14 protein-coding genes are annotated in these 12,244 nt (G+C 66.6%); 6 read left to right on the forward strand and 8 right to left on the reverse strand.

The features are described from left to right. Window positions 1-19 precede the first annotated feature (19 nt). From ACUVWL_RS03825 to ACUVWL_RS03855, 7 genes are all read right to left on the reverse strand, one after another. Window positions 20-445, reverse strand: a complete 426-nt coding sequence (locus ACUVWL_RS03825; protein ID WP_014647695.1) for a hypothetical protein — start codon at window positions 443-445, stop codon at window positions 20-22. Between the two features lie 106 nt (window positions 446-551). Then, entirely contained in the window at window positions 552-1,157 is a 606-nt protein-coding gene (locus ACUVWL_RS03830) for a hypothetical protein (protein ID WP_049442450.1), read from the reverse strand. Between the two features lie 30 nt (window positions 1,158-1,187). Then, window positions 1,188-2,075: a hypothetical protein gene (locus ACUVWL_RS03835; RefSeq protein ID WP_445978832.1), complete on the reverse strand. Its 888-nt coding sequence runs from the start codon at window positions 2,073-2,075 to the stop codon at window positions 1,188-1,190. A 25-nt stretch (window positions 2,076-2,100) separates the two neighbouring features. Next, window positions 2,101-3,129 (reverse strand): ABC-2 transporter permease, encoded by a 1,029-nt coding sequence (locus ACUVWL_RS03840; RefSeq protein ID WP_046431579.1) that lies wholly within the window; start codon window positions 3,127-3,129, stop codon window positions 2,101-2,103. Further along, a complete protein-coding gene (locus ACUVWL_RS03845) occupies window positions 3,126-4,001 on the reverse strand; it encodes an ABC transporter ATP-binding protein (protein ID WP_014647691.1) in 876 nt (291 codons plus the stop codon). The genes ACUVWL_RS03840 and ACUVWL_RS03845 overlap by 4 nt, the downstream gene beginning before the upstream one ends. Continuing rightward, on the reverse strand, window positions 4,001-4,360 hold the full coding sequence (locus tag ACUVWL_RS03850; RefSeq protein WP_005410261.1) for a GntR family transcriptional regulator: 360 nt from the start codon (window positions 4,358-4,360) through the stop codon (window positions 4,001-4,003). The genes ACUVWL_RS03845 and ACUVWL_RS03850 overlap by 1 nt, the downstream gene beginning before the upstream one ends. 2 nt (window positions 4,361-4,362) lie before the next feature. Then, window positions 4,363-4,599, reverse strand: coding sequence for a hypothetical protein (locus ACUVWL_RS03855; RefSeq protein WP_014647690.1), 237 nt, complete (start codon window positions 4,597-4,599; stop codon window positions 4,363-4,365). Window positions 4,600-4,964: 365 nt separating this feature from the next. On the opposite strand from ACUVWL_RS03855, the gene ACUVWL_RS03860 reads away from it, so the two are divergent. The 6 genes from ACUVWL_RS03860 (at window position 4,965) to ACUVWL_RS03885 (ending at window position 11,046) form a co-directional block, all read left to right on the forward strand. Continuing rightward, complete coding sequence (locus ACUVWL_RS03860) at window positions 4,965-5,552, forward strand: glutathione peroxidase (RefSeq protein ID WP_445978833.1); 588 nt, start codon at window positions 4,965-4,967, stop codon at window positions 5,550-5,552. 96 nt (window positions 5,553-5,648) lie between these two features. Then, window positions 5,649-6,626 carry an FKBP-type peptidyl-prolyl cis-trans isomerase N-terminal domain-containing protein gene (locus ACUVWL_RS03865; RefSeq protein WP_032962085.1) on the forward strand — a complete coding sequence of 326 codons (978 nt, stop codon included), beginning with the start codon at window positions 5,649-5,651 and terminating at the stop codon, window positions 6,624-6,626. Between the two features lie 23 nt (window positions 6,627-6,649). Beyond that, entirely contained in the window at window positions 6,650-7,999 is a 1,350-nt protein-coding gene (locus ACUVWL_RS03870) for a UDP-glucose dehydrogenase family protein (RefSeq protein ID WP_014647687.1), read from the forward strand. Continuing rightward, the gene (locus ACUVWL_RS03875; protein WP_005410256.1) at window positions 7,992-8,234 is read left to right on the forward strand and encodes a SlyX family protein; all 243 of its coding nucleotides are present in this window, start codon (window positions 7,992-7,994) and stop codon (window positions 8,232-8,234) included. The genes ACUVWL_RS03870 and ACUVWL_RS03875 overlap by 8 nt, the downstream gene beginning before the upstream one ends. A 10-nt stretch (window positions 8,235-8,244) precedes the next feature. Continuing rightward, window positions 8,245-8,925 carry a DUF2058 domain-containing protein gene (locus ACUVWL_RS03880; protein ID WP_049408561.1) on the forward strand — a complete coding sequence of 227 codons (681 nt, stop codon included), beginning with the start codon at window positions 8,245-8,247 and terminating at the stop codon, window positions 8,923-8,925. Between the two features lie 48 nt (window positions 8,926-8,973). Beyond that, entirely contained in the window at window positions 8,974-11,046 is a 2,073-nt protein-coding gene (locus ACUVWL_RS03885; protein WP_241887795.1) for an acyltransferase family protein, read from the forward strand. 12 nt (window positions 11,047-11,058) lie between these two features. Here the strand turns inward: ACUVWL_RS03885 and ACUVWL_RS03890 are convergent, their stop codons facing one another. Further along, window positions 11,059-12,243, reverse strand: coding sequence for an MFS transporter (locus ACUVWL_RS03890; protein WP_111207025.1), 1,185 nt, complete (start codon window positions 12,241-12,243; stop codon window positions 11,059-11,061). Window position 12,244 lies beyond the last annotated feature (1 nt).

Consider the following 12,244-nt stretch of genomic DNA (forward strand, 5'->3'; position numbering starts at 1 on the left):
GCCCAGGGGCGGCGTTTTTTCAGCGACGGTCGGCGACGATGTTGCCGAAGGTGTCGGTGTAGTCCTTGAACTCGGGGATGCGCTGGACCAGGTCGGCCGGGATCACTTCCATGCCTTCCGGCGGCTGGATCTTCACCGGCTGCATGTTGGGATCGGCCGGGGCGGCGACCAGGGTGTTCTGGCGCAGCACCTGCAGCTTGCCGAACATGGTCTGCAGCATCTGCTTCTGTGCCTCGTCCAGCGGAATCTGGATCTCGTCCACCTTCATCGAACCATCGCCGAGGATGATGATGTTCGGCGCCGGCGGGCGACGCACAGTGACCATGCCTTCGCTGACGGAGATCTTTGGCTTGCCGCGCTCGGCGCGGTGGTTGCGGTAATCCTTGTCACAGCCGACCAGGCCCAGGCAGAGCAGGGCGGCCAGCAGCAGGAACAACTTCTTCATGGCATTCGGTTGGGGGGCCTCCGGGGCCGCCATTGTAAGCCGGCCGGCGCACGACGGCCGGCAGCGGGGCGCCGCTGCCGGCCGGGTGCGCTGATCTGTCACAGGCCTAGCGTTGGACCACGGTGTCCTTGCCGCAGTCGTCGACGTCACTCTGGTCCATCGTTGCGTAGGGCTTGAACGCCGGCAGCTCGCGCGCCAGTGCCTGCTGGCTGGCCAGCATCGCCGGCAAGCGGTTGCAGATGCGCTTGGCCTGGGCTTCGATCTTCTCCGCCTCGGCATTGATCCGCTTCTCGATGCCTTCGCTGTCGCCGCTGAAGATGCCCTTCAGTGCCTCCCCGGCAGCGCTGGCGCCGAGCTTGGCGCCGGCCAGGCCGACATCCATGCCGTCCATCGCAATGGCGACGACGTGGCCGCGGTACTCCAGCAACCGCTGTCGCTGGGCCTCGTTGGCCGGCACGTCCTTGCCGTCGATCAGCAGGTGGCCATCCGGCGTGATCTCCGCACGCGGCTGCTTGTCGGCGGAGATGTTGATGTTGCCCTGGGTGATGTCCTTGCGGGCATCAACCATGGCCTCCTTGACGGTCTGGCCGACGCCGCTGGTGGCTTCGGCGACGCTTTTGCCGACGGTCTTGTCGGGCGTGGAAGAAGTGCCGCCGCAGGCGATCAGCGGCAGGCACAGCAGGGTGGCAGGCAGCAGGCGCAGCAGGTTCATGGCAACTCCCTCGAATTGGTCCGGTGGCGGTTACTTGTTGCGGGGCAGGGTGACCGTGCCGCCGACGTTGCGGTGGCCGACATCGCCGCTGCCGCTGTGGTCGACGGTCAGGCTGCCGCGCACGCCGTCGACCTGGATGTCACCCGAACCATGGCTGCGCACGTGCACGTTGCCGCCGATGTCGGACAGGTCGACATCGCCCGAGCCGACCACGCCGACCTCGACGTTGCCTTGCACGCGCTTGAACCCGATGTCGCCGGAACCGACCGTGTCCAGCCGGGCGTTGCCGCGGACATCGCTGATCTTCAGGTCACCGGAGCCGACGGTGCCGGTGACCGCATCGCCGCCGATGTTGCGTGCCTTGACGTCGCCGGAGCCGAGCGACAGCAGGTTCAGCGAGCCGCCACCGTCGATGTCCAGGTCACCCGAACCCACCGCTGCGTGGATGCTGCCGCGGGTGCCGCGAACGATCGCGTCGCCCGAGCCGATGTCCACGCTCAGCGATTGGGCGTTGTCCACGCTGGCATCGCCGGAGCCGACCTTGAGCTGCAGGGGCAGGTTGTCGGGCACGCTGCCGCGGATGTCGAGCCACGCATAGCTGTTGCCCAGGCTGATGCCGCTGTGGCGGCCGTCGCGGCGCAGGCTGACGACCAGCTTGTCGCCTTCCCTGCGCTGGTCCAGTACCAGCTGGTCCAGCCATTCCTGGCTGGAGGCGCAGGCGCGGCCATCGAGCTGGCCACCGCCCTTGCTGGCGACGACCTTCAGGTCATGCTGGTTCACCTCCAGCACCACCGCCTTGGCGCCGGCCACATCCAGCTTCAGCGTGCGGGCGGCGGTGAACTTGCAGTTCGGAGCATCGGCGGCCAGCGCCGACAGAGGCAACAGCAACAACGCAGAACAGGCGAGCAGGGAACGCATGGGTGGTGCCTCCGGGTGGATGGAATCAGATCTCGCCGGCGCGCTTGCGCAGGCGGATGGCGAGGACGATGAACACGACACCGACGGCGGCACCGATCCATAGTTCCGGCATCGCCAGCGACTTCAGCTGCGAGGCCGGGGACATCAGGCTGACCACCGATTCGAGATCGCGACGCGTGCCTTCCTCGGCGCTGAGGCGATACACCAGGTCGGTGCCCGGCACGCCGCCCAGCAGCAGTCGGCCAACGATGTTCTGCCAGAACCAGCCGGTGGTCAGGCCGATCAACGGCATCACCTTGGTGGTGCTGACAATGACGCCGGCGAACAGCGGCAGCATCACCGCCCACAGGAACGGTTTGGTACGGGCCCAGGCCGAGCACAGCAGCAGCCAGCCGGCGGTGGGCAGGGCCCACAGGGCGTAGACCGGAATCCAGGCCAGGTGACCGGCGGCCAGGGTCAACGGGCTGGCCGGGCCCCAGATCAGGGTCATCGGGCTGCCACCGTGCATCAGCGCGACGATGCTGATCACCAGCATGAAGCCGAACATGGTGATGATGCCGGCGATCACCGCGATCAGCGGGGCCACCACCAGTGCGCTGATCACCTTGGACAGCACGGTCTGGGTGTCCGACAGCGGCAGCGACTTCCAGAACAGGATGCTGCGGTCGCGACGGTCGTCGTACAGGGCGCCCAGGCAGTAGAAGAACACCACGAAGGCCAGCACCAGGAACGGCCAGGCCGAGCTGAGCACCAGGGTCAGGTCGAGGCCGTTGCCGAGGTCGGCCAGGTCCTTGGCGCTGATGTCGCGGGTCAGCAGGGCCAGGTCCAGGCCGTTGATGTTCACGCTCTCGCCGTCGACATGCAGTGCGCCGTTGCGTGCTGCACGGTTCAGTGCAAACAGGCCGAAGGCGATGCCGACGGTGCTCATCACCAGCGAGATCAGGCCGGCGATCAGCGGCGCATACAGGAAACCGCCACGGTTCTCCCAGTACTCGCGCTTGAGCAGCCAGCGCAGGGTGCCCATCGGGCTGACGGGGTGGTTGACGGCAGTCATGCGTAGGTCCCCTTCATGATGGCGACGAACAGATCGGCCAGGCCCGGGCTGCGGGTCTCGCCAAGGGTGGAGAGCTGGGTGCGCGGCACACCGTCGAACAGCATTACGGTCTTGCCGAACGTCAGGCTGCGCTCGTCGATCGGCTTCAGCGCACGCGCGGTCTCCAGCTGGTCGGCGTTGACCAGAAGCTCGGTGTAGCGCTGGCCGACATCGTCCATTTCTGCATCGAGCACGATGCGACCATCACGGATGAACATGACGTCGCTGAGGATGTGCTCGATCTCCTCCACCTGGTGGGTGGTGACGATGATGGTCTTCTGTTCGTCGAAATAATCTTCCAGCAGGCGCTGGTAGAACTCCTTGCGGTACAGGATGTCCAGGCCCAGGGTGGGCTCGTCCAGCACCAGGATGCGCGCATCGATGGCCATCACCAGCGCCAGGTGCAGCTGCACGATCATGCCCTTGGACAGTTCGCGCACGCGCTGCTTCGGCTGCAGCTTGGTGTTGGCCAGGAAACGCTCGCAGCGGGCACGGTCGAAGCGCGGATGGACACCGGCGACGAAATCGATCGCTTCACGGACCTTCAGCCAGCGCGGCAGCACGGCGACGTCGGCAATGAAGCAGATGTCGTTCATCAGCGCGTCGCGGTGCTGCCGCGGGTCGCGGCCGAGCACGCTCAACTCACCTTCCACCGAGGTCAGGCCGAGGATGGCCTTCAGCGCGGTGGTCTTGCCGGCGCCGTTGGGCCCGATCAGGCCGACGATGCGCCCGCTCGGAATGCTGAAGCTGGCATTGTCGAGGGCCACGGTGGTCTTGTAGGCCTTGCGCAGGCCTCGGGCGGTGATGACCGGTTCACTTGCAGTGCTATTCATCAGACTTTCCCCTGGGGCAGCAATTCGTCGAGGCTCAGGCCCAGGCGCTGGATGCGCTCCAGCACCGCCGGCCATTCTTCATTGAGAAAGCGCTCGCGCTCGCTGCTGCGCAGCTGCGTGGCCGCCTGCTCGGTCATGAACATGCCCAGGCCGCGGCGCTTCTCGACCAGGCCTTCATCGGCCAGTTCCTGGTAAGCGCGCGAAACGGTGATGGGGTTGAGCTGGTAGTCGGCGGCCACCTGGCGCACCGAAGGCAGGGCATCGCCCGGCTTGAGGATTCCGTCGAGCATCATGGCGATCACGCGCTCCTTCAACTGACGGTAGATGGGAGCGCCGTCGCTCCACTGGATGTCGCTCATATTCAGCTCCGTGGGGTCAGCGGCTGTGCGAACGAGAAGTACGGCATGGACAGGGAGCTGTGCAGCCGACGCGGGGGAGAGGGGGAGGGATCGGCGTTCCCGGCCGGCGAAACGGATGCATCCTGCGCACTGTCGGCGGAGGCGGGAGCGGTTGGCATGGCCAGCCAGGCCAGCACGATCAGGGTCGAAACGGCAGCGGCCGCGGGTGCGGTGAGGTTGCGACGGATCCGGGCGTTCATGGCTCCCCCTGTCTCAGGTGACTGGTGTTGTATGCAACTATAACACCGGCACGCCCACGTGCAACCCCTTGCCGTGCCCAACTGATGGCAGGGGTGGTCAAACCGCTGAAATATCCCCTTATCCCCTTGATTGAAAAGGGAAACGGAATTGTCGTGCGGGCCGATCACGCCCTGCCTTCCATTCAGCGTTGTCCATGCTATGTCATCCCTGCGCCGTTGAGGGTGGGTCCTCCCGGGAAAGGCCACGCCGCGCAAAGCCGCCGGCGCCCGCCGCAACAAGGGGCAACGGAGCCCGGTGCTATAGTTCGGCCGATTCCCGGCCGCTATCGGCCGGCCCTGTGAATGGCTACCGCGGACTGCTCTCGATGCCCCTGCCGACCGTTGTCCCGCGCCGACTGCGCGGCCTGTCCCTGTTGACCCTGCTGGTGGCCGGCCTGGCCGGTTCCGCCCACGTGCTGGCGGCCGATCTGCTGGACCTGGACTATCGCCCGCTGGCCAGCAAGCAGCAGATCAACCTGCAGCAGCGCTACCACGGGCAGGTGCTGCTGGTGGTCAATACCGCAAGCAAGTGCGGCTATACCCCCCAGTACGAAGGCCTGGAGGCGCTGCAGAAGCGTTATGCCGGCCGCGGCTTTGCCGTGCTGGGTTTCCCGTCCAACGATTTCAAGGGCCAGGAACCGGGTGACGAGAAGCAGATCCAGGATTTCTGCACGCTTACCTATGGCGTCAAGTTCCCGATGTTCGAGAAGGTGCACGTCGTCGGTGCGGCGGCCACGCCGCTGTACCAGCGGTTGACCGCAGCCACCGGCGTGGCGCCGGGCTGGAACTTCCACAAATATCTGGTCGGCCGCGATGGCAAGGTCATCGCCCAGTTCGCCAGCAAGGTGACGCCGGACGATCCACAGCTGACCGCCGCCATCGACAAGGCGCTGGCCGTCGCTCCTACGCATTGATATCCGGCACGGATGCCTCGACATCGACGGCATGCGTGCGACAATGCTTCTTTTCGCGCCGACGTCGGCGCCCAGACACTTCCAGGAATGCAGCGAATGAAGATGGGAATGCGCGGCGCCGCGGCGTCGGTTCTGATTCTGGCGATGGGCACTTCGGGTGTCGCTCTGTCGCAACAACCGGCTGCCCCCGCAGCCGCCAAGGAGACCGCAACCTTGAATTCCCCCAAGCAGAAGCTCGGCTACGCCATCGGCCTGGACGTCGCCAAGTCGTTCACCCCGATCGCCGATGAGATCGATGTGGCCGCGCTGCGCACCGCCGTGGAACGTTCGTTCGAAGGCCTGCAGCCGCAGATCACCCAGGAACAGGCCAAGGCCACCGATGCCGCACTGCGCCAGGTCGTGATGGCCCGCAGCGGGCAGCAGGTGCCGGGCATGGCGCCGGGTTCGCAGCCGCCGAAGGTCGACCGCGTCAAGGTGTCGCAGATGATCGGTTCCTACTCGGTCGGCCCGTCGCTGGCACAGCTGAAGGACGACATCGATGTCGCCTCGCTGTTTGACGCGATCAGCACCGGCCTGAGCAAGGGTCAGCCGAAGATGACGGAAGCTGACGCGACCGCCACCATCCAGGCGTTCATGGGCAGCAAGCAGGCCGAAATGCAGGCCAAGGCCGCCGCTGCCGCGCAGACCAACCGCGAGGAAGGCAATGCGTTCCTGGCCAAGAACAAGACCCAGCCCGGCGTGGTAACCACCCCGTCGGGCCTGCAGTACCAGGTCATCCGCCCGGGCAGCGGCGAGCGTCCGCTGCCGAGCAGCAAGGTGCGCGTGAACTACGAAGGCAAGCTGCTCAACGGCACCGTGTTCGACAGCTCCTATGGTCGTCAGCCGGCCGAGTTCGGCCTGGACCAGGTGATCAAGGGCTGGACCGAAGGCGTCGCGCTGATGCCGGTCGGTTCGAAGTACCGCTTCTGGATCCCGGGCGAGCTCGCCTACGGTGAGAACGGCACCCCGGGTGGCCCGATCGGCCCGAACGCGACTCTGACGTTCGACGTCGAGCTGCTGGGCGTCCTGCCGTAAGCGACCACGGAGCCAGCACGGACATGCGCGTTGCGATTTTCGGTACCGGTTACGTAGGGCTGGTGACCGGTACCTGCCTGGCCGATGTCGGCCACCAGGTGGTCTGCGTCGATATCGACCAGGCCAAGGTCGATGGCCTCAACCAGGGCATCATCCCGATCTATGAGCCGGGCCTGGAACCGATGGTGAAGGCCAATCACGCCGCGTCGCGGCTGACGTTCACCACCGATGCCGCAGCCGCGATCGGCCACGGCCAGGTCGTGTTCATCGCCGTCGGCACGCCGCCGGACGAGGATGGCAGCGCCGATCTGCAGTACGTGCTGGCCGTGGCCCGCACCATCGGCCAGCACATGAGCGTGCCGACCGTGGTGGTCAACAAGTCGACGGTGCCGGTGGGCACCGCCGACAAGGTCCGTGCCGCCATTGCCGCAGAGCTGGCGGCACGTGGCGCCGACATCGCCTTCGACGTGGTGTCCAACCCGGAATTCCTGAAGGAAGGCGACGCCGTTGCCGACTGCATGCGTCCGGATCGCATCATCATCGGTGCGACCAGCGCCGAGTCGGTGGCGGTGATGCGGCGCCTGTATGCACCGTTCAACCGCAACCACGACCGCGTGGTGGAAATGGACGTGCGCTCGGCCGAGCTGACCAAGTACGCCGCCAACGCGATGCTGGCGACCAAGATCTCGTTCATGAACGAAATCGCCAACATCGCCGAACGTGTCGGCGCCGATGTGGAGCAGGTCCGCCAGGGCATCGGCTCGGATCCGCGCATCGGCTGGCATTTCATCTACCCGGGCGCCGGCTATGGTGGCTCGTGCTTCCCCAAGGATGTGCAGGCGCTGGCCCGCACCGCGCAGCAGGCCGGCCTGGAGCCTAAACTGCTGAACGCCGTGGAAGCGGTCAACGATGCGCAGAAGGGCCATCTGTTCGCCCTGGTCCAGCGCCATTACGACAAGGGCGAGGACGAAGGCGTGCGTGGCAAGACCTTTGCCGTGTGGGGCCTGGCATTCAAGCCAAACACCGACGACATGCGCGAAGCCTCCAGCCGACGCCTGCTGGCGCAACTGTGGGAAGGCGGTGCGACGGTGCGTGCCTACGATCCGGAAGCGATGCATGAGGCGCAGCGCATCTTCGGTGAACGCGATGACCTGGTGTTCTGCAGCAATGCCAGCGAGGCGCTGCAGGGCGCCGATGCACTGGTCGTGGTGACCGAGTGGAAGCAGTTCCGCAGCCCCGATTTCCAGACGCTGCGCGAGCAGTTGAAGGACGCGGTGGTGTTCGACGGCCGCAACCTGTACGAGCCGGCGGACGTGGAAGCAGCGGGCCTGGCGTATTACGGCATTGGCCGGGGGCGCTCGCTGCATGTCTGATCTGCTGCCAACCGAACGCGAGCAGGCGCTGGAAGCGCGCCTGGTCGAACTGGAAATGCGCGTGTCCTTCCAGGAACAGGCGCTGGCCGAACTGAGCGATGCGCTGGCCGATGCCCGCATGCAGGGCATGCGCAACGCCGACGTGCTGCGCGTGCTGCTGGAAGATCTGGGCAAGGTCCGCAACGCGCTGAATTCTTCCGATCCGGCGAGCGAACCGCCGCCGCCGCACTACTGATCCGAATCCTATGAGCGATACCCTCCGCGACCAGCTGATGGGCCTGGGCTTCAAGCCTGCGCCCAAGCCAGAGCGCAAGAATGATGGCCCCCGCCGTGATGGCCGCCCGCAGGGCAAGGGTGGCAACGGCAATGGAAAGCCGCAGGGCGCTGGCAAGGGCGAGCACAAGCCCGGCCAGCGTCGCGGTCCTGGCCATGGCGGCCCGGGCAAGCCCGGCCAGTCGCGTGGCCCGGGCCAGCAGGGCCCGCGCAAGCCGCGCAGCGCAGAAGAGATGGACCTGGCCAAGGCCTACGCCATCCGCGCGCAGAAGGAAAAGGAAGAGCGCATCGAAACCGAGCGCCTGAAGCAGGAAGAGGCGCGTGTGCGCCGCGAGGCCAAGGCCAAGCTGGAAGAACTGCTGAAGGACAAGGGCCTGAATGCCGAAGCGGCGGACATTGCCCGCCACTTCCCCTACGGCGGCAAGATCAAGCGCATCTATGTGACCGCCGAACAGCTGACCGCGCTCAACGCCGGTGAGCTGGGTGTGGTCCAGCTCAATGGCCGCTACCTGCTGGTGACCGCCGAGGTGCTGGCGCAGTGCGAGGCGGTGTTCGCCGCATCGGTGGCGCTGAAGGTCGATCCGAATGCGCCGGCCGAGGAAGATCCGTACGCGGACCCGCAGTACCAGGTGCCGGACGACCTGGTCTGGTAAACGCGTGACCGCCGCGGGCGCGCTGCCGTCGCGGCCGTGGGGGTAGGGATGACCGCTGATCCAAGCCGTGGCTACGTGCCGCACATTGACGGCCTGCGCGCGATCGCCGTGCTGGCCGTCATCGTGTTCCACCTGGACCCGGCCTGGTTGCCAGGCGGGTTCACCGGCGTGGATGTGTTCTTCGTCATCTCCGGTTTCGTGGTCAGCGCGTCGGTACACCGGCTGCCGCCGCTGTCGCTGGGGCAGTCGATGCTGCGCTTCTATGCGCGCCGCATCCGTCGCATCGCGCCGGCGCTGTTGGCCTGCCTGTTGCTGACTGCCGTGGCAAGCGTGCTGTTCATTCCCGAGTCCTGGCTCAGCGAAGCCAGTGACAGGACCGGACTGATGGCGTTCTTCGGCTTCAGCAACTGGGTGCTGGCAGCGATCGGCAACGACTATTTCGCACCCAGGGCCGAATTCAATCCCTACACCCACACCTGGTCGCTGGGCGTGGAAGAGCAGTTCTACCTGCTGTTCCCGCTGCTGTTCCTGGCTTGGGCGCGCGGTGCACGCGGGCGCTGGATCAGCCTGGGCCTGTTCGCCCTGGTCAGCATGGCGTCGCTGCTGCATGCGGCGGTGCTGGGTCTGCGCGAGGCGCCGCCATCGTGGGCGTTCTATGCCACCAGCACCCGCCTCTGGCAACTGGGGGTGGGCGTGCTGCTGTTCCAGCTGCTGCATGTGCGCGAATCGCTGGACCCGGCAACCGGCCAGGCACTGAAGCGCGCCGCGCCGGTGTTCTCCCTGCTGGCCATGGTGGCGCTGGGCCTGCTGGGGTGGGCGTTGTGGTCCGCGCGTGCCGGGCGGTCACCGTGGCCTGACGGCGTGCTGCCGGCCTTCGCCACCGCGGGCCTGCTGTGGGCGCTGCATCATCATCCGCAGGCATGGGTGGCGCGCCTGTTGGCCAGCGCCCCGATGCGCCGTATCGGCCTGCTGTCGTACTCGCTGTACCTGTGGCACTGGCCGGTGTTCGTGCTGATGCGCTGGACCGTGGGCCTGCAGACACCCTTGCAGATGACCACCGCGATGGCGTTGGTGCTGCTGCTGTCATGGCTGTCGTGGCGCTGGGTGGAACAGCCGTTCCGCGGCACGTTGGCGCAGCGCCTGCGTCCCGGGCGTTGGGTGCTGGCCGGCGCGGTCGTACTGCTGTGCGCCGCCGGCATCCAGACAGTGCTCTACCTGCAGGCGCCGCGGCTGTCGTTGAGTACGGTCAGCCGGCATCCGGCCGATTGGTACCCCAATGGCAAGAGCGTGGCCGGTGACTATCCCGAGTGCGCACTGGTGGTCGCCAAGCATCGTTTCGAAGGCGGTAGTGCGCGCACCTTTGCCCGTGGAGACTGCGACCGCCCGCTACCGGTTGGCGCGCCGAAGCGGGTGTTCGTTGCTGGTGATTCGCATGCGATGGCCTACATCGAGCTGCTGCAGCGACTGGCCCTGGAAACCGGCTCGGCGGTCTCCCTCTATGGCCGCGGCGGATGCCCGCAGGTGAGCCTGCAGAAGTGGCGCGGTGCCGGTGCCGGTTGCGCTGATTTCGACGCCGCGGTGTTCGCCGATATCGTGCGGCGTGCGCAGCCGGGGGATGCCGTGGTGCTGGTGTCGTTGCGCGTGCCACGCCTTTCCGATCAGTTCGTGCTGTTCGATGCGCAGGCGCAGCTGGCGGGCGAACTGACGGCAGAGGCCGCGGCAGGACGCGACGCCGAAGTGGCCGAGGCGGTCGCGCAGTGGAGACCCCTGGCCGAGCGTGGCGTGCGCATCGTGCTGGAGGCGCCCAAGCCAGTGCTGCCAGCGCCTCCTTATCGCTGCTCGGACCGCTTCAATGCCCGCAACGAGGTCTGCCGCAACGGCCTGGACAGCACGCGCGTCGCGATGGAAACGTTGCGGGCACCCATGCTGGGCAGCCTGCAGCAGGTGGTCGATGGACTGCCAGGTGGCGTGCTGTGGGACCCGATGCCGGCGCTGTGCGACGACGCGTTATGTCCAGCCCAGCGCGATGGGCGGCCGCTGTTCTTCGATGGCGATCATCTCAGTGCGCATGGCAACCGGGTGCTGCTGCCCTCGCTGCAACAGGTGCTGTTGCAGCGCTGAGCCGGGCAGGGGTCAGCGCACGCGGCTGTTCCGTCGCGCACGTATGAGCGGCAGGCTCAGTGCGAAGAAACAGAGCAGGGCGCCAATCAGGGCGAAGCCGCTGCCGGCCAGGAACGCGGTGCGACCATCGTCGATCTTCCACAGTTGGCCGGCAATGAGTGCGCCGAGCACACCGCCGACACCGGACGAGAATCCGTACAGCAGCCCCTGGCCATGCCCATTGAGGCGACCGGGGAAGTAGGTCGCCAGCATCTGCATCGCTGCTGCGAAGAACGCCGCAAAGCCCAGCGCGTGCGCGCTCTGCGCCAGCAGCATCACCGGCAGGTTTTCCGGGAACAGTGCGGTCACGGCCCAGCGCAGGCAGGAACTGACCAGCGCGATCAACAGCATCCAGCTGGCGTCATAGCGGCGGAAGAAGCGGCCGATGGTGAAGAACACGCCCACTTCGAAGACCACACCGATGGTCCACAACAGGCCCAGGGTGGAGGTGCGGTAGCCGTGATGGTCCATGTAGACCGAAAAGAACGTGTAGTACGGGCCGAAAGACAGTTGCTCCATGAAGGCGGCCAGGAAGAACGCCAGCACCGGCGGTCGGCGCACGATCTGCCAGAAGCCGCTGGCGTCGCCGCCGGTCTTGCCGATGCCGCGCGCGTAGTGGTTGCTGAAGGCCGAGGCGACCAGCAGCGCGAACAGTGGCAGCATCATCCACGGCAGCAGCCCGGCGTGGCTGGCCGTGCCGTCATCTTCGATCAGCCAGCCGAACAGGGTCACGACGGCGATGAAGCCGAGCGAGCCCCAGACCCGGATCAACCCGTAGCGATGGCTGTCGTTGCCCAGATGGGTGAGGGTGATCGACTCGAACTGCGGCATCACCGCGTTGTAGAAGAAGCAGAACACCACCATCGCCGGGTACATCCACGGCTGTGGCAGCGGCAGCAGGAATACCGCGAAGCTGAGCAGGGTCAGCACGCAGCCCGCGCGCAGCAGGCGGATCGGTCGTGGCGATGCGGCCGCCAGCGAGGTCCAGGTGCTGGGCGCGATCACGCGGGTGGCGTACCACAGGCCCATCATCACGCTGATGGCCGTCACGCTCATGCCGCGCGCGGTCAGGAACAGGCTCCAGTACGGCGTGAACGCGCCCAGCGCCGCGTAGTAGAACAGGTAGAAGCTGGAGAGGCGTGCAACGGGAACGGTCATC

This window comes from Stenotrophomonas muris (genome assembly GCF_052751275.1).